The following is a 17616-nucleotide window of genomic DNA, read 5'->3' as shown; positions in this document are numbered from 1 at the left end:
GAAGCCTAGCGCCGCACGATCGAGCCGGCACGCCCGAGCAGCCGCGCCAATTGCTTGAAGCGGCTGCCGACGCGATCGGCGACCAGATCCACCATCCGATGCTCGAACACCAGCATCAGCTTGCGGCCCTGGGTGCGGAAATGGGTCGCCGGCAGCACGCCGGTGCGCGCCGCGGTGATCAGATGTGCGACACGGAACGCGGCGCCGAGCACACGCGCGCGCTCGTCCATCGCCGGCGTCACCAGCGCGCGGATCTGCGGCGGCGGCTCGTTCTCCTCGCTGAGGCCGGCGTAGCGATAGAACACCGACAGCGCGACGAAGGCGCGGCCCTGATGCGTGATCGAGCCGAAATTGCCGTTCATGATCAGGCTGAGGGTTTCCTCGCCGCGATGGTCGGGATGCACGCGCCAACCGATGTCGGAGAGCAGGCAGGCGACGTGGCGCAGCCTGCGGTCTTCCTCGGTCTCGCGCAGCCTGACGACGCGCACCAACCGGTCGGTCCACGCCGCCAGCTCCTGGGCGTGGCGGGCCGAGCGCGACAGCAATTCGTTGAGGTTTTGGGCGGCGCAGACCAGGCCATCCTTGGCGCGCTCGGCCTGCGGCAGCATCTCGTAGAGCAGCCCCTCGCGCACGCCGAAGGTCGAGAACACGATGGTCTTCGGCTGGGCGACGCGGATGATGTATTCGAGCACGAGCGCGGCGTAGGCCAATAGCGGCCGCCGCGCATCGGCGACGGATTCGATATTGGCCAGCATGTTGGTGGCCGCCAGCCGCCGCAGCCGCTGCGCGAAGTCGAGCGCGTCCGCCGCCGGGATCGAATAGCCGTGCATCACCTTGAGCGGGTAGCCGCTCTGGATGATGTGGATGCGCGCCAGCGCGCGCCAGGTGCCGCCGACCGCGTAGAAGGTGCGGCCGCGGCCGGTCTTGAGCTGGGCGACCCCGAGCAGTTCGTTCTTGACGATGCGTTCGGCGCGCTTGAGCGATTTGTTCGAGAGGTCCTGCAGCGCAAGGCTGCCGAGCGGCAGCGTCACGCCGCTGCGCACGCGGTTGCCCCTGACGTCGATCAGTTCGAGCGAGCCGCCGCCGAGATCGCCGACGATGCCGTTCGGATTGTGCACGCCGGAGACGACGCCGAGCGCGGACAGCTTCGCTTCACGCGGTCCAGTCAGAATCTCGATCTTGGCGCCGCAGATCCGCTCGGCCTTGGCGATGAAGTCCGGACCGTTCTTGGCGTCACGGCAGGCCGCGGTCGCAATCGCGTAGACGCGGCCGACCTGCTGAATCCGGCACAGCGCGCGAAAGCGGCGCAGCGCGGTGAGCGCCTTGTTGACGGCGTCGGTTGCAAGCAGGCCGGTGCTCTGCACCTCGCGTCCGAGCCCGCACAGCGCCTTCTCGTTGAAGATGGTGACGAGGCTGCGCGCCATCGCCTCGTAGACCACGAGACGAACCGAGTTCGAGCCGATATCGATCACAGCGACGCTGGAAGCGCGCTTCCGCGGCCGCTTCACCGTAAGGCCCCCTTAAGACGATGGCTGCTGACGCTCGTTACGACGCGTGAGACGGCGCGGTGAAGATTCCTTGAGAGACTTACCACGGCCGGACAGACTCGGATTTGTCATGAAATAGTCATGTAGATTGAACGGCTCTTCGCCTTTCGCGGCCTTCATACGCGTTGAGGACCCATCCGGCAACAATTGCCAGCTCTGCTCGGTGTCCTTCAGGTTCGCGACCATGATCTGTTCGAGAACCTGCTGATGCACCGTCGGATTTTGCAGCGGACAGAGCACCTCGACCCGGCGGTCGAGGTTCCTCGGCATCATGTCGGCGGACGAGATATACACAGCAGCTTTTGCGCTCGGCAGGCCCTGGCCCATGCCGAAGCAATAGATCCGGCCGTGTTCCAGGAATCGGCCGATCACCGACTTGACGCGGATGTTCTCCGACAATCCCGGCAGCCCGGGCCGTAGGCAGCAGATGCCGCGCACCACGAGCTCGATCGAGACGCCGGCCTGCGAGGCCTCATACAGCGCGTCGATGATGTCAGGATCGACCAGCGCGTTCATCTTCATCCAGATCGCGCCGGGCCGGCCATGTTTGACGTGGGCGATCTCGCCGTGGATGTGCTCGATGATCCGCTTGCGCAATGTCAGCGGCGACACCGCCATCTTCTCGATGTCGCTCGGCTCGGCATAGCCGGTGATGTAGTTGAACACCCGCGCGACGTCGCGGCCGATGATCGGGTCCGACGTAAAGTAGGAGACGTCGGTGTAGATGCGGGCGGTGACCGGATGATAGTTGCCGGTGCCGGTGTGCACATAGGTGGTGAGATTGCCGCCCTCGCGGCGCACCACCATCGACAGCTTGGCGTGGGTCTTCAGCTCGATGAAGCCGTAGACGACCTGCACGCCGGCGCGTTCGAGGTCGCGCGCCCAGCGGATATTGGCCTCCTCGTCGAAGCGTGCCTTCAATTCGATCAGCGCGGTCACCGACTTGCCGGCTTCGGCGGCGTCCGCCAGCGCGCGCACGATCGGCGAGTTGTTCGAGGTGCGATAGAGCGTCTGCTTGATCGCGACCACGTCGGGATCGCGTGCCGCCTGCTGCAGGAACTGGACGACGACGTCGAAGGATTCGTAGGGGTGATGGACCACGAGATCCTTCTGGCGGATCGCGGCGAAGATATCGCCGCCATGATCGCGCACGCGTTCGGGATGGCGCGGCACGTAGGGCGGGAATTCGAGGTCGGGGCGATTGAGGCGGGTGAGCTGCGACAGTTCGTTCATCGCGAGCACGCCGTCGACCAGGATCACTTCATCGTCCGCGGCAGACAATGCGTGCTGCACGAAGATGCGCAGCTCTTCGGGCATCGTGGCCTCGATCTCGAGCCGGATCACCGATCCGCGCCGACGGCGCTTGAGCGCGGTCTCGAACAGGCGAACGAGGTCTTCGGCCTCTTCCTCGATTTCGAGTTCGGAGTCCCTGATGATGCGGAACGCGCCCTGGCCCTTGACGGTGTAGCCGGGGAACAGGCGGCCGATGAACAGACCGGTGGCCTGCTCGAGCGTGATCAGGCGGGCCGGCGCGCCTTCCTTGGTCGAGGGAATGCGGATGAAGCGGTCGATCTTGCCGGGCATGCGGATCAGCGCGTTCATCGGCTTGCCGTCGGCGATCCGCGACAATTGCAGCGCGACCGTGAAGCCGAGGTTCGGGATGAACGGGAACGGATGCGCCGGGTCGATCGCGAGCGGCGTCAGCAGCGGGAAGATGTTGTGGAGGAAATGATCCTCGATCCAGGTGCGTTCGGATTTGGTGACGTCGCGCCCGTCGACCAGCTGGATGCCGACCTTGGACAGGAGCTCCCGAAGGTCGCTCCAGATCGCCTGCTGGTCGGAGGCGAGCTGCGACACGGTCTTGTTGATCATCACGAGCTGCTCGGCCGGCAGCAGGCCGTCCGGGCTGCGCTCGGCAATGCCCTCGCGGACCTGGGCCTTGATGCCGGCGACGCGGACCATGAAGAACTCGTCGAGGTTATTCGCCGAAATCGACAGGAAGCGGACCCGCTCCAGCAGGGGATGGCCGAGATTGACCGATTCCTCGAGCACCCGGCGGTTGAAGTGCAGCCAGGACAGCTCCCGGTTGATGAATCGCTCGGGGCTGGTTGCGACCGCGGGGACGGGCGGAAGATCCGCCTCTTTCTCTTTGATTTCAGGTGCTTGTGCCGAGTCCATCAAGTGCTGGTCCAATTCGGGGCAGGGGGCCGGAGCGGTCTAGCCGAGGGCCGCACAGAACATGTGATATTGCGATGACGTTTCGATGACATTGATGTTCCGCTGGCCTGCGCCGTCAAGCCGCGGGGACCGTCAGGCATCGCGCAGCAGCTCCGCCGCCAGCGTCCGGGTTACCGGCCGGCCCAGCCGCAGCGCCTCGGTGTCGAGCAGCTCGACCGCCTGGCGGACGGCGGTATAGGAGCGCTCGATCCGGTTGGTCAGGTAGCTGACGAGCGGCTCGTCCACGCTCATCTGGCGGTCGGCGCAGAATTTGACGATCAGGCCGCGGAACAGCTGGTCGTCGGGCGGCAGCAGCGTGACCGTCGGCACCGCGCGGAGCCGCGAGCGCAGGTCGCGCAGCTCGATCTCGAACGCTGACGGCGGCACCCGCGCCGTGATCAGCACGAAGGCATCGTCCTGGCGGGCGAGATTCATCAGATGGAACATCGCGCGCTCGTCGAAATCCGACGGCCTCAGGTCCTCGACCACCAGCGCGCCGGTCGCGAGCGCAGCTGGCACCGTGTCGGCGGTCAGGGCATGCGCGGCGGTCGAGCGCGCGCCGGCGCTCTCGGCCCAGATCGCGGCGAGGTGGCTTTTGCCGGAGCCTTCGGGCCCCACCAGCAGCATGATTCGGTTCGGCCAGTCGGGCCAGCCGTCGATCAGCGCCAGCGCCGCCTCATTGGCGGGCCCCTCGAGGAAATCGTCGCGGGTCAGCTTCTCCTCGTGCGGCAGGGCCAAGGCCAATTGACGAGGTTGAACGCTACCGGCCACGCAAATCTCCAAACCACGTCATTTTAGCACGATCCCTGCGCAAACGCTTCGCGTTTGTCGCGGGAAAACCGGTCACCACTTTTTCGGATCGTGCGCTACCGAGCCTCGATCGTGCTCATGTGCCGCACCCACTCCACGAGATAGAGGGACACCGAACCCAAAGTAAAGATCGTGACCAGACCCATCAGGATCAGGTCGTAGGGATGCGGCTGAAAGCCGAAGCCGAGTGAGGCCAGCACCAGAGCCGCGAACGCGACCTGTGCCACCGTGTTCAGCTTCGACACCATCAGCGGCTTCATCTCGACGGGCTTGTCGAACAACCATGACACAATCACGGCGGAGACGATCATGATGTCGCGCGACACCACAAGAATCACAATCCAGCGCGGCACCGCGCCCCAGATTCCGAGCGCGACATAGATCGACACCAGCAGCGCCTTGTCGGCGAGCGGGTCGAGCAGGGCGCCGAGCTCGCTCGTCATGTTGAAGCGCTTGGCAAGGAAACCGTCGACCGCGTCCGAGACGCCGGCGATCACGAAGATCGCAAACGCGATCTCCATCTGGCTCGACACGATGGCCCAGACGATCACCGGCACCAGGATGATGCGGCCGAGGGTGATGATATTCGGAATGCTCAACTTGAATCGCTTCCCGGCTAGAAGCCTGATTTTACTCGATATCCGGCTCTTTTGCGCGGCGGCCGGGTGTTATCTACATAGTATCGCGGCAGCATCGCCGCGAGCCATTGCGCGGGGGCGGAATTCCTCGTAACCAGCCCCTTATCATCTGGAATTGGGCATGACCGAGCGCAAAAACGGGCTCACTTACGCGGATTCGGGTGTCGATATCGACGCCGGCAATCGTCTGGTCGATCTGATCAAGCCGATGGTGCGGGCCACCGCACGGCCCGGCGCGGACGCCGAGATCGGCGGATTCGGCGGGCTGTTCGACCTCAAGGCCGCAGGCTTCAAGGATCCGGTCCTGGTGGCCGCGACCGATGGCGTCGGCACCAAGCTGAAGATCGCGATCGAGACTGGCATCCACAACGGCATCGGCATCGACCTGGTCGCGATGTCGGTCAACGACCTCGTCGTGCAGGGCGCGGAACCGCTGTTCTTCCTCGACTATTTCGCCTGCGGCAAGCTCCACCCGGAGGCCACCGCGCAGATCGTCGCGGGCATCGCCGAGGGCTGCCGCGAATCCGGCTGCGCGCTGATCGGCGGCGAGACCGCCGAGATGCCCGGCCTGTACAAGGATGGCGACTACGACCTCGGCGGCTTTGCGGTCGGCGCTGCCGAGCGCGGCACCCTGCTGCCGACCGGGGATATCGCGGCGGGCGACGCCGTGATCGGCCTGGCGTCCTCGGGCGTGCACTCCAACGGCTATTCGTTGGTGCGCAAGATCGTCGAGCAATCCGGCGTGGCCTATGATGCGCCGGCGCCGTTCGCACCGGTCATGACGCTCGGTGCGGCGCTGCTGACCCCGACCAGGCTCTATGTGAAATCCTGCCTGCGCGCGATCCGCGAGACTGGCGCAGTGAAGGGGCTCGCCCACATCACCGGCGGCGGCTTCACCGACAACATTCCGCGCGTGCTGCCGAAGCATCTCGGCGTCGGCATCGATTTGGCACGGCTGCCGGTGCTGCCGGTGTTCAAATGGCTGGCCGAGCAGGGCGGCATCGCCGAGCTCGAGCTGCTGCGCACCTTCAACTGCGGCATCGGCATGATCGCGATCGTCAAGGCCGATGCGGTCGATGCGGTGACCGAGGCCTTCACCGCCGGCGGCGAGACCGTGACGCTGCTGGGTGAGGTGATCGAGGCCAGTGGCGAGCATCGCGTGGTCTATCACGGTCATCTCGATCTCTCGCGATGAAGCGCCGCACAGCCATCCTCATTTCCGGCCGCGGCTCCAACATGGCCGCGCTGATCGAGGCTGCCAAGGCTGCGGATTTTCCGGCCGAGATCGTCGCCGTGATCTCCAACCGTCCTAATGCTCCCGGGCTCGAGAAGGCGGCCGCGAGCGGCATTCCAACGGTCGTCATCGAGAGCAAGCCGTTCGGCAAGGACCGCGCCGGCTTCGAGGCGGTGCTGCAACGGGCGCTCGACGACAGCCAAGTCGAGCTGATCTGCCTCGGCGGCTTCATGCGGCTGTTCACCGCCGAATTCGTCCGGCACTGGTACGGCCGGATGCTCAACATCCATCCGTCGCTGCTGCCATGCTTTCCGGGCCTCGATCCGCACGGCCAGGCCTTGCGTGCAGGGGTCAAGCTGTCCGGCGCGACGGTGCATTTCGTGATCCCGGAGACCGACGCGGGACCGATCGTGATGCAGGGTGCGGTCACCGTGGCTGACGACGACACGCCGGAGACGCTCGCTGCACGCGTGATCACCATCGAGCATCGCATCTATCCGGAGGCGCTTCGGCTTCTGGCGAGCGGCCGGCTCAAGCTCGAAGGCGACGTCTGCAGGACGCAAGGCAGCGCCGCAACCGACAGCACGCTGATCGCGCCAGCGCCTTAGCGCGCGATTGCACGAGAGATCACCGAGAACAATCCCCCGGGTGATGCGGCCGGGGGAGCCGTCAAGATGAATTCCGCTAGCCGCGGCGATCAGTGAACCTTGAGGTTCTCTGCCGACGCCTTGCCGCGGTTCTCCACCAGCTCGTACTCGACGGTCTGGTTCTCGTTCAATGTGCTGAGACCTGCGCGTTCGACCGCCGAGATGTGGACGAACACGTCCTTGTCGCCGACGGCCGGCTTGATGAACCCGTAACCTTTGGTCGGGTTGAACCATTTGACGGTACCCTTCGGCATCGTCTCTCTCCCAGTCTAGACATAAAAAAGACGCGGCCACGTTCTCCACGTGCCACGCCACAAGCGGGCTTTCCGCTGTCTGTTCAATTCCCGGGTCTCTATATCCAAGGTCTTCAAGTCCGAAGTTTCGCCTCTCGAAGCCTTGGCTATCAACGTCGTGAAACGCACAGTCGAACGGCCGCAATCCGATTGTGAAGGGATTGCAACACGAAATCTGCGCCTTAGCAAGCGCGCTCGTTTCGCGTGACGCAACCTCAGCCTGTGCCGGTCGAACTCCATCGCGGCGCGTTCGGCCACTGGCCGACGGTCGAAGACGCCGGAACTTCGCCTGCACCGAGCGAATGGCGTGAGTTAGCCCCGATCCACCCGCACCACGCGGCCCTTGTCGATCGCAAGCGCGAGCTGGCCGTGCTTGAGCTTGAGCGCCGCCTCGCCGAACAATTCGCGCCGCCAGCCGTGCAGGGCGCCGACTTCGGCCTCATCGCTGGCCGCGATCTGCTCGAGGTCGTCGACGGTGGCGATCACCTTGCTGGCGACGCCGTGGCGCTCCGAGGTCATGCGCAGCAGCACCTTCAACAGTTCGACGGTCGCCGCACCGTTGGAATTGTTTCTCGGTTTTTCCAGCTTGGGGAGCGTGGCCTGGTCGCGGGCCAGCCCGCGCTGCACCGCGGCGATGATGTCGGCACCCCATTTCGAGCGCTCGAAACCCTTCGGCAGCGAACGCAGATTGCCGAGCTTCTCCAGCGAGGTCGGCGCATGGGTGGCGATGTCGCCGACCGCATCGTCCTTGAGCACGCGCGAGCGCGGCACGTCGCGGCTCTGCGCCTCCTGCTCGCGCCAGGCGGCAACCTCGATCAGCACCGCGAGCTCGCGCGGCTTGCGCACGCGGGTCTTGAGCCGCTCCCAGGCGCGCTCGGGATGGAAGTCGTAGGTCTTCGGCGAGGTCAGGATCTCCATCTCCTCGCTGACCCAGTCGCTGCGGTCGCGCTTCCTCAAGTCGGCGTCGAGCGCCGCGAACACCTCGCGCAGATGGGTGACGTCGGAGACGGCGTAATGCAGTTGCTCCTCGCTCAGCGGGCGGCGCGACCAGTCGGTGAAGCGGTGGGTCTTGTCGGGGCGGTGGCCGGTGACACGATCGACCAGCTGGTCATAGGCGATGCTGTCGCCATAGCCGAGCACCATGGCGGCGACCTGGGTATCGAAGATCGGATGCGGGATCGTGCCGGAGAGGTGCCAGACGATTTCGATGTCCTGCCGCGCGGCATGAAACACCTTCAGCACGGCCTCGTTCGACATCAGATCGAAGAACGGCTTGAGGTCGATGCCGGGCGCCAGCGCGTCGACCACGACGGCTTCATCCGCGCTGGCCATCTGCACGACGCAGAGCAGGGGATAGTAGGTCGTCTCCCGCAGGAACTCGGTGTCGACGGTGATGACCTTGTGTTTGGCGAGCCGGTCGCAGGCGGCGGCGAGGTCGGGGGTCGTGCTAATCAGATCCATGAACAGTCCATGACGGCTTGACCCCACGCGTTCTGCCGAAAGGGCAGCTATGTCAAGGGTCTTGCAGGGATTTTGGCCCTGCGCGGGGTGAGGGACAGGGCATTTTTGAATTGATCCGGCGCGATTCGGGGGTGTTTTCGGCCGGGTCGGGCCGCGAATCCGGCCGTCGTCCTGGCCAACCCCATCTTCGGTGTCTTCGCCCGGCTTGACCGGGCGATCCAGCATTCCAGAGGCGGTTGTGCTTGAGCCGAGATGCCGCAGCGTACTGGATCGCCCGGTCAAGCCGGGCGATGACCGTTGTAGTGGCGATGCAGCTTCGCGTTCTCGCGACATGAATCGCCCGAGCTTTGCTGTTCGTTTCGCCCTCTCTTGAGCAGAGGGCGCAGGGAAAGCCGGGTGCCGATCGCACCCATGGGCCCCGAGCAATGGAGATAAGCTCGGGGGTAGGACCACAGGTGTAACCGGAGACTCCGGCTTTCCCTGCGCGATGGGATACGGCTTGCTTCGTGCTCTCCCCGGCGAGACGGGGCTTGCTTGTCACCGCCTTCACAAGACGCGTCAGCGCTTTGTGAAAAGACACCTGCCGCTAGGGCGTCAGGACCGCACGATGCGGCTCACCCGGCAAACGTCAAGCATGCGGGTGCGGCACTTGGACGGTGATGTCACGCGGGAGTATAAGGATGTCTATGATCTTCGCCTGTCGACCCGGATTTGCCGTCGGCTAACGCATTCGAGCCCGACGCGAATCAAGACTCCGATGGGTGCAGCTATCGCGATCTCAGAAGCAGCCGAGTGAGGGTCGTCCCGATGGAGCTCCACCACGCGCACCAGATCGAGGAAACGATCGAACGCGATGTTCGGCTCGACCTGTTCAGAGGGCTCGGGTTGTGGATGATATTTCTGGATCACATCCCCAATGATGGAGCCATCGGCTGGATTACGCTGCGCAACTACGGCTTCAGCGACGCTGCGGAGTTCTTCGTTTTCATCTCGGGTTACCTTGCCGGTTTCATATACGGCCCGATCATCGCTTCGGGTTTCTTGCTGTCCGCAGCGAAGCGGCTGTGGACGCGGGCCGCGCATATCTACGTGGCGCATATCATGCTGTTCCTGATCTTCACGGCCCAGGTCGCGAGAACCTCCCGACGGCTCGACAATCCGATGTATGAAAACGAATTCAACGTTTTCAATTTTCTGCAGCATCCGGATATCCTGATTGGGCAGGCACTCACGCTGCGATACAAGCCCGTGGATCTCGACGTGCTGCCGCTGTTCATTGTCTTGCTGGTCGCGTCCCCGCTGGTCATCTGGGCCTTGGTGCGTCGTCCCAATCTCACCTTGCTGGCTTCGATCGTTCTCTACGTGCTGGCGCGATGGTTCGATTGGAACATCGCCTCCTATCCACCGGGCACAACGTGGTACTTCAATCCATTTTGCTGGCAATTGCTGTTTGTCTTCGGCCAGTGGTGTGGGGTGGGCGCATTGTCTCAGATCGCTGGACTCATCCAGTCGCGGATCGTCGCAGCGGTAGCGATTGCCTGGCTGATCTTTGCGTTCCTGATCGTGATGACGTGGCATTTCCATGCGCTGGAGATGTTCATACCGGGATGGATGATGAAGCTCATCTACCCGATCGATAAAACGGATCTGGATATGTTGCGCTTGACCCACTTCCTCGCGCTCGCGGTCGTTGTCCATGGCCTGATTCCGCGGGACTGGCCGCCGCTGAAATCCCGATCATTGCGTCCGCTGACCTTGTGCGGCGAGCATTCGCTTCCGATCTTTTGCCTCGGGGTCTTGCTTTCGTTCTCCGCCCATTGGGTCTTGACCCAATACAGCGGCGCGGTCATCGCACAGCTCGTGGTGAGCGCGGCCGGAATCGCGATCATGATCGCCGCGGCGTGGCTGTTGCACCGCGCCGACGACATCCCGAATTTGTTCGTCGATGTGACAAATGCAGAGCTTCGACGGAAGATTGGGCGACCGAACTAGATTGGTGTTCTTGGACGAGGCGTTCCCGCGCCTGTGGGGGCTTGCCATGTCGGAAAATCAGTGATTGGCAATCCGCCCGACCTCGACCGGTGCGGCGATGTGGCCCGGATTGATCTGCGCTTCGTGCGCGCGAATGCGCGACGGCCATCCGTGGCTTGAGGCCAGCATCGTGAGCCTGTCCCTGACGAGATAATGCGCCGGGCTTTCCAGGAAGCGCCAGACGAACCATGCCAGCACCACTATGCCCGTCACCACGAGCGCGGTCGAAAGTGCGCCCGGCGTTGGCGTCATCAGGAGCAGGAGCACGTAGCCGAGCTGCAGGTGCAGCAGATAGAGCGGATAGGTGATGCCGCCGACGGCCCTGACCAGGCTGTCCGGCAGCGGCACCGACTTGATGCGGGTGGCGGCGAACACGATGCCGAGCGAGACGATGCAGATAACGGTGACGACGCGCGGATCGAAGCTGCCATGGGTGTGGACGCCGAGCCGTTCCAGCTTGTGCACGGCCTGGAACGTCGCGGTGCCCATCGCCAGCGTCAGCAGGCTATAGAGCCTGGTGTCGCGCCGTCCGCGGTAATGTTCATAGATCAGGAGCCCGACGGCGAAGAAGCCGCTGTCGTCGGCCATGAACAGCTTCTCGAACAGCGGAACGTCCAGCGTCAGCTCGTTGGCGAAGGTGATGGCGATCCACGCCAGGATGATCGTGTCGATCCTCCGCGGGAAAATGCCCCAGGCCAGCAACAGCGCGACCCAGATGTAGAACACGACCTCGATCACCAGCGACCAATAGGCGTCGTCCATATAGGGCTGACCGAGCATCGGCGCCGCGATGAACAGGTTTGCCAGCCATTGTCCCCACGTCACGTGGAACCAGGTGTGGCCCAGCAGCAGCGTGGTGAGGAAGGTCAGCGTCATGCAGATGACGAAGGTCGGATAGATGCGGCTGAAGCGCGCGATCGCGAAACCGACCGGCGTGCGGCCTTCGGCCGAATAGGCAATGACGAAGCCAGAGATCGCGAAGAACACGGGGACGCCGAGGAAGCCGTACTGCGCGACCGGGGCGAGATACGGCAACGCCACCTTCTGAACGCCGTGCGATGCGGTGCCCCAGAAGCCGTAATGGTACAGGATCACGGCCCCGACCGCGGCCAGCCGCAGCAGGTCCAGCATGGGAACCCGGGTCGGATCCGGTTGGTTGGCTACGCTCAGCATACGCCCCCGATCATGGCGGCGAGGCATGAAGGCGTTCTTAATCCGGCCGGCCGAGCGCCTGGGCGGCTGTTCACGATTGCAGGAGGCCGGTGGCGATACCGGCCGCCGCGCTGAGGACGACCACCACGAGCGGCGGCGCGCTCCATGCCGTGAGCAGGACGAAGCCTGATAGCGCGATGCCGAAATCGAGCGGACGGTGCACGCTGCTGGTCCAGACCGGGTCGTAGAGCGCCGCACCGAGGATGCCGACCACGGCGGCGTTGACGCCGCGCATCATCGCTTGCGCCGCCGGCCGTTTGCGGAAGCCATCCCAGAACGGCAGCGCCGCGAGCAGGATGAGAAGTCCCGGCAGGAAGATGCCGACGAGGCCTGTGACCGCGCCCGGCACGCCGCCGATCACGGCGCCGAGATAGGCGGCGAAGGTGAACAGCGGGCCCGGCACGGCTTGTGCTGCGCCGTAGCCGGTCAGGAACGCGTCGTCGCCGATCCAGCCCGGCGTCACCACCGCTTCCCGCAGCAGCGGCAGTACGACATGGCCGCCGCCGAACACCAGCGCGCCGGAGCGGTAGAAGGCTTCGAACAGGCCGAGGCCGGGCCATGCGCGGGCGAGCAGCGGCAACCCGACCAGCAGGGCAAGGAACAGGATCAGTGCGCAGAGGCCAACGCGGCGCGACACCGGCATCGCAATGTGCGTGACGCCGTCGCCTGCTTGCGCGCGGCAAAACCACAGCCCGGCGATGGCGCCGAGCACGATGGCGCCGATCTGCGCGATCGACGAGGAGCTCGCGAGGATGACGAGTGCCGCGACTGTCGCAATCGATGCGCGCGCGCGGTCCGGACAAAGCGAGCGCGCCATGCCCCAGACCGCCTGCGCTACGATCGCCACCGCGACCAGCTTGAGGCCATGCACCAGGCCTGCGCCGGCCGGGCCGCTCAGTCCGCTGGCGCCGAAGGCAAACAGCACCAGCGCAATCGCCGAGGGCAGCGTGAAGCCGGTCCAGGCCGCCAGCGCGCCCAGATAGCCAGCGCGCATCAGGCCAAGCGAAAAGCCGACCTGGCTGCTCGCAGGCCCCGGCAGGAATTGGCAAAGCGCCGCCAGATCCGCATAGGCCTGCTCGTCAAGCCAGCGCCTGCGGGTGACGAACTCGTCGCGGAAATAACCGATATGCGCGATCGGACCACCGAAGCACGTCACGCCGAGCTTGAGGAAAATGAGCAGCACTTCGAGCGGCGCGCGCGCTGGCCTCGCGGCGGATGTGTTGGCGTGCTGGACGTCGGTGTCGTTCAAGCGTCGTCAATTCCTTGGGCTTGCGTCCCACGTCAGGACTCATCAGGGCAAGCATAACGTTATTCGATGACGCCCAGGCGCGATACTTCCGGCGACGACCGTCAGCCGATCCAGCCGAGCAGCCGGAACCAGACGAGATAGAGCGGCGCCAGCACGACGAAGGAGATCGCGCCGACGACGAGGCACGTCATAGAAGGGCTCGGCAGCGCGTATGTTGGATACGGTGATGGAGACGTGGTCCAACATGAACGATCCCCTTCGTTGACGACGACAGTCCGAGCAGGGCGCCTGTTGACCACACACCGATCCGCGCGCCGCATCGGGCGCGTCACTCGTAGCGCATGTTCTTCGACGGCCGCCGTGCCGCAGGCATCGCCAGCACGACGAGACACAGCGCAATCATCGCCAGTCCCATGAATTCGAATGCAAATGCGTCCACGGGCCATTCTCCCCCATTAGAAACAGTTAGACTTGTTGGGGGAGCGTTGACGCGCTGTTAAGCCTTATGGTTACCGCCGCGAGCCTCCCGGCATGGTGGAGGGTGAGTTAACGCTCACGACGGGCGGACCCTGTAGGATGGGTAGAGCGAAGCGAAACCCATCATTCCGTCCGCGTGTGAGATCGATGGGTTTCGCTGCGCTCTACCCATCCTACGGTGCCATTGTGCAGTGGCGCGGCATTAGGCCACGAGCTTCGGCAGCGCCGCTGCGAGTGCGTCGACCGCAAGCCGGACCTTCAGCGGCAGTCGCGGCGTCGGCAGCCACAGCGCGTGGCAATCGTAGGGAAGCTCACCCTCGTTGCCGAGAACGCGGATCAGTGCGCCGCGCTCGAGGCGTTCGCGCACCAGCCAGGAGGGCAGCCACGCCAGCCCCATGCCGCGCGCCGCGGCGTCGGCGATGGCCTCGAGATCGTCGAGCCTGAGCCGGCCGGCCGGCCACACCTCGCGCGGCGGCTGGCCGTCGCGCGGGAACAGCCACGGGCGCGCGCGGCCGAGGCGGCGATAGACGATCGCCTGGTGCTGGCCGAGCTCGTCGAGCGTGCGCGGCCTGCCGTGCGCCTTCAGATACGCGCGCGAGCCGCACACCACCATGCGCTGGCGCGCGAGGCGTCGTGCGATCACGCCGGATTGCTCGTCGAGATCGCCGGTCCTGATCGCAAGGTCGTAGCCGCCGTCCATCAGATCGGCGACCGGATCGCCGAACGAGAGATCGAGCTCCAGGGCTGGATATTTCTGCGCCAGTCTGAGCAGCAGCGGCGCGACGCAGTGCCGACCGAGCAGCGCCGGCATCGTCACCTTGAGCCGTCCGCGTGGTTCGGACAGTTGATCCGCCGCGAGCGCATCGGCAGCGTCCGCTTCCGCGAGCACCGCGCGGCAGCGCTCGTAATAGGCTTGTCCGAACTCGGTCAGGCTCTGACGCCGCGTGGTGCGGTGGATCAGGCGGACGCCGAGCCGTTCTTCGAGGAAGCGAACATGCTTGCCGACCATCGGGCCGGACATCTCGAGCGCCTCGGCGGCGGCCGCAAAGGAGCCGAGATCGACCGCCCTGAGAAACACGGCCATGCTGGTCAGGCGGTCCATCATTCGAAACCCTCAGTTTTGACTGTTCAGTCTGCGGGATGATTTATCCGCGGAACTGGCCTTGGCATAGCTCATTCAATTGAACTGTTTTGCAATTCAATCGCTTTGGAGTGTTGCCGATGGCTCGTGTGGTTCGTTTTCATCAACATGGTGGTCCCGAGGTGCTGCGGATCGAGGATGTGGCGATCGCGCCGCCGGCGCGCGGCGAGATCCGGATCCGGATCAAGGCGCTCGGACTGAACCGCGCCGAGGCCCTGATGCGCACGGGGACCTATATCGAGACGCCGGCGCTGCCGTCCGGCCTCGGCCTCGAGGCTGCCGGCCTTGTCGAAGCGATCGGCGCGGGTGTCGGCGGCTTCGCGCTTGGAGATGCCGTCAGCATCTTGCCGCCGATCTCGATGGCGCGCTGGCCGACCTATGGCGAGCTCGCAACGTTCCCGGCCGCGTTCGTCGTCAAGCATCCGCCGGCGCTGGGTTTTCAGGAGGCCGCCGCGGTGTGGATGCAATACGTCACGGCGTACGGTGCCTTGATCGATATTGCGAAGCTTGCCCGTGCGGAGTTCGCCGTCATCACGGCAGCATCGAGCAGCGTCGGGCTCGCCGCGATCCAGATCGCCAATCGTATCGGTGCGATCCCGATCGCGGTGACGCGGACGTCAGCCAAGGAGCAGGCCCTGCGCGAGTCCGGCGCTGCGCATGTGATCGCGTCGGCAGAGGAAGACCTGCAATCGAGGCTGGAGCAGATCGCAGGGCCGAACGGCATTCGCGTGGTGTTCGATCCGGTCGGCGGCCCCGTCTTCATGCCGCTGACATCAGCGATGGCGCATGGCGGCATCCTGATCGAGTATGGCGGGCTCAGCGCGGAGCCGACGCCGTTTCCGCTGTTCACGGTGCTGAGCAAGAGCCTGATCCTGCGCGGCTACCGCGTGCACGAGGTTGTCCAGGATCCGGCGCGGCTCGAAGCGGCGAAGGCGTTCATCCTGGACGGGCTGGCAGACGGCGCATTGAGGCCGATCATCGCCAGGACATTTGCCTTCGAGGAGATCGTGGAGGCGCACCGGTATCTGGAATCGAACGTGCAGTTCGGGAAGATCGTCGTGACGGTGTGAATGCGTAGGATGGGTAGAGCGAAGCGAAACCCATCATCGGTTCCGCCGGCGAGATTGATGGGTTTCGCTGCGCTCTACCCATCCCACAATCTGGGCTCACGTCCCGCAGAACGTCTGCGTCACCATCTGCTCGGGCAGCGGAGGATCGGCGTAGGCCGCGAATTGCGGCTGGTCTTCGTACGGCTTGGCCAGCACCGTCAGCAGCTCCTCGAATGGCGCGTAGTCGTCGCTGTTGACGGCGGCCGCAATCACCGCCTCGATGCGGTGGTTTCGCGGGATGAAGGCCGGATTGACGGCCCCCATCGCGGCCTTGCGCTCGGCCGGCGTCTGCTGTTCGAGTGCGAGGCGGGCGCGCCAACGGTCGGCCCATTCGTCGAACGCTGCCGGATCGGTGAATTGCGCGCGGACGTCGGCGGCGTCGCCGCTCGCTGCTTCGCCGAGATGGCGGAAGGTCAGCGTGAAGTCGGCCGCGTTCTTCGCCATCGCGTCGAGCAGATCCTGGATCAAGGCCTCGTCACCGTCGCGCGCGGTGAACAGGCCGACCTTGGCGCGCAGCCCGGCCTGATAGGCCGCGGTGAACTTTTCGGGGAATTCGCCGAGAATGGTCTGCGCCTGCTCGATTGCCTTCTCCTGCTCGCTGTCGAACAGCGGCAGCAGGCATTCGGCGAGCCGGGTCAGATTCCACAGCGCGATGCGCGGCTGATTGGCATAGGCGTAGCGGCCCATCTCGTCGATCGAGGAGAACACCTGCGCCGGGTTGTAGGCGTCGAGGAAGGCGCAGGGGCCGTAGTCGATGGTCTCGCCCGAGATCGAAGAGTTGTCGGTGTTCATCACGCCGTGGATGAAGCCGACCAGCAGCCAGCGCGCGACCAGCGCGGCCTGCCGCGCCACGACGCCGGCGAGCAGCGCGTGATAGGGCTGGGCGGCATCCTTCAGCTCGGGATAGTGCCTCGCGATGACATGGTCGGCCAGCGCACGCACGCCGTCGGTGTCGCCGCGGGCGGCGAAGAACTGGAAGGTGCCGACGCGGATGTGGCTCGCGGCGACGCGGGTCAGCACCGCTCCCGGCAGTGCGGTCTCGCGCATCACGGCCTCGCCGGTGACGACAGCGGCCAGCGAGCGCGTGGTCGGGATGCCCAGCGCGAACATCGCCTCGCTGACGATGTATTCGCGCAGTACGGGTCCGAGCGCGGCGCGGCCGTCGCCGCGGCGGGAGAACGGGGTAGGGCCGCTGCCCTTGAGCTGGATGTCGCGGCGGACGCCGTCCCTGTCGATGACCTCACCCAGCAAGATGGCGCGGCCGTCGCCGAGCTGGGGCACAAAGTGCCCGAACTGGTGACCGGCATAGGCCATCGCGATCGGGTCCGCCCCGTCAGGCAGCCGCTTGCCGGCGAGGATTTCGGCGCCCTCCGGCGTCGAGAGCAGGTCCGGATCCAGCCCGAGCTGGACCGCGAGCGGCCGGTTCAGCTTGATCAGCCGGGGGGAAGCCACCGGGGTCGGCGCGACGCGGGCGAAAAAGTTCGCCGGCAGCGCCGAATAGGTGTTCTGGAAGGGGAAATGGATGGTCATATCGGGAAGATAGGCCTGCG

Annotated in this window: 14 protein-coding genes; 4 read left to right on the top strand and 10 right to left on the bottom strand. The window is 65.1% G+C overall.

Going from position 1 to position 17616, the window contains the following annotated elements:
• Nucleotides 1-5: 5 nt before the first annotated feature.
• The 4 genes from ppx to AAFG07_RS24035 form a co-directional block, all read right to left on the bottom strand.
• Entirely contained in the window at nucleotides 6-1508 is a 1503-nt protein-coding gene (ppx, locus tag AAFG07_RS24050; RefSeq protein ID WP_342722347.1) for an exopolyphosphatase, read from the bottom strand.
• Between the two features lie 12 nt (nucleotides 1509-1520).
• The gene (locus AAFG07_RS24045) at nucleotides 1521-3725 is read right to left on the bottom strand and encodes an RNA degradosome polyphosphate kinase (protein WP_342722346.1); all 2205 of its coding nucleotides are present in this window, start codon (nucleotides 3723-3725) and stop codon (nucleotides 1521-1523) included.
• Nucleotides 3726-3857: 132 nt separating this feature from the next.
• Complete coding sequence (locus AAFG07_RS24040) at nucleotides 3858-4535, bottom strand: chromosomal replication initiator DnaA (protein ID WP_342722345.1); 678 nt, start codon at nucleotides 4533-4535, stop codon at nucleotides 3858-3860.
• A gap of 95 nt (nucleotides 4536-4630) precedes the next feature.
• On the bottom strand, nucleotides 4631-5173 hold the full coding sequence (locus AAFG07_RS24035; RefSeq protein ID WP_028332358.1) for a CDP-alcohol phosphatidyltransferase family protein: 543 nt from the start codon (nucleotides 5171-5173) through the stop codon (nucleotides 4631-4633).
• 160 nt (nucleotides 5174-5333) lie between these two features.
• On the opposite strand from AAFG07_RS24035, the gene purM reads away from it, so the two are divergent.
• Both purM and purN read left to right on the top strand, forming a co-directional pair.
• Complete coding sequence (gene purM / locus AAFG07_RS24030; RefSeq protein ID WP_229169778.1) at nucleotides 5334-6407, top strand: phosphoribosylformylglycinamidine cyclo-ligase; 1074 nt, start codon at nucleotides 5334-5336, stop codon at nucleotides 6405-6407.
• Nucleotides 6404-7054, top strand: coding sequence for a phosphoribosylglycinamide formyltransferase (gene purN, locus AAFG07_RS24025; RefSeq protein WP_342722344.1), 651 nt, complete (start codon nucleotides 6404-6406; stop codon nucleotides 7052-7054). Before purM ends, purN begins: the two co-directional genes overlap by 4 nt.
• A gap of 89 nt (nucleotides 7055-7143) precedes the next feature.
• On the opposite strand, the gene AAFG07_RS24020 is transcribed toward purN, so the two are convergent.
• Nucleotides 7144-7347, bottom strand: coding sequence for a cold-shock protein (locus tag AAFG07_RS24020; protein ID WP_021079877.1), 204 nt, complete (start codon nucleotides 7345-7347; stop codon nucleotides 7144-7146).
• A 351-nt stretch (nucleotides 7348-7698) separates the two neighbouring features.
• On the bottom strand, nucleotides 7699-8847 hold the full coding sequence (gene rnd, locus AAFG07_RS24015) for a ribonuclease D (RefSeq protein WP_212317696.1): 1149 nt from the start codon (nucleotides 8845-8847) through the stop codon (nucleotides 7699-7701).
• A gap of 807 nt (nucleotides 8848-9654) precedes the next feature.
• On the opposite strand from rnd, the gene AAFG07_RS24010 reads away from it, so the two are divergent.
• Complete coding sequence (locus AAFG07_RS24010; RefSeq protein ID WP_342722342.1) at nucleotides 9655-10839, top strand: OpgC domain-containing protein; 1185 nt, start codon at nucleotides 9655-9657, stop codon at nucleotides 10837-10839.
• A 57-nt stretch (nucleotides 10840-10896) separates the two neighbouring features.
• Here the strand turns inward: AAFG07_RS24010 and AAFG07_RS24005 are convergent, their stop codons facing one another.
• The 3 genes from AAFG07_RS24005 to AAFG07_RS23995 all read right to left on the bottom strand — a co-directional run bounded on the left by AAFG07_RS24005 (nucleotide 10897) and on the right by AAFG07_RS23995 (nucleotide 14918).
• Nucleotides 10897-12009: an acyltransferase gene (locus tag AAFG07_RS24005; RefSeq protein WP_342722341.1), complete on the bottom strand. Its 1113-nt coding sequence runs from the start codon at nucleotides 12007-12009 to the stop codon at nucleotides 10897-10899.
• Nucleotides 12010-12121: 112 nt separating this feature from the next.
• Complete coding sequence (gene chrA / locus AAFG07_RS24000; RefSeq protein WP_342722340.1) at nucleotides 12122-13339, bottom strand: chromate efflux transporter; 1218 nt, start codon at nucleotides 13337-13339, stop codon at nucleotides 12122-12124.
• 679 nt (nucleotides 13340-14018) lie between these two features.
• The gene (locus AAFG07_RS23995) at nucleotides 14019-14918 is read right to left on the bottom strand and encodes a LysR family transcriptional regulator (RefSeq protein WP_342729227.1); all 900 of its coding nucleotides are present in this window, start codon (nucleotides 14916-14918) and stop codon (nucleotides 14019-14021) included.
• A 119-nt stretch (nucleotides 14919-15037) separates the two neighbouring features.
• On the opposite strand from AAFG07_RS23995, the gene AAFG07_RS23990 reads away from it, so the two are divergent.
• The gene (locus tag AAFG07_RS23990; RefSeq protein ID WP_342722339.1) at nucleotides 15038-16027 is read left to right on the top strand and encodes a zinc-dependent alcohol dehydrogenase family protein; all 990 of its coding nucleotides are present in this window, start codon (nucleotides 15038-15040) and stop codon (nucleotides 16025-16027) included.
• Between the two features lie 96 nt (nucleotides 16028-16123).
• Here the strand turns inward: AAFG07_RS23990 and AAFG07_RS23985 are convergent, their stop codons facing one another.
• Nucleotides 16124-17596: a YdiU family protein gene (locus AAFG07_RS23985; RefSeq protein ID WP_342722338.1), complete on the bottom strand. Its 1473-nt coding sequence runs from the start codon at nucleotides 17594-17596 to the stop codon at nucleotides 16124-16126.
• Between the last annotated feature and the right edge of the window lie 20 nt (nucleotides 17597-17616).

Source organism: Bradyrhizobium sp. B097 (assembly GCF_038957035.1).
Taxonomy (GTDB): Bacteria; Pseudomonadota; Alphaproteobacteria; order Rhizobiales; family Xanthobacteraceae; genus Bradyrhizobium.
The sequence above is the reverse complement of the archived record's forward strand: the minus strand, read 5'-3'. Positions and strand labels throughout refer to the sequence as shown.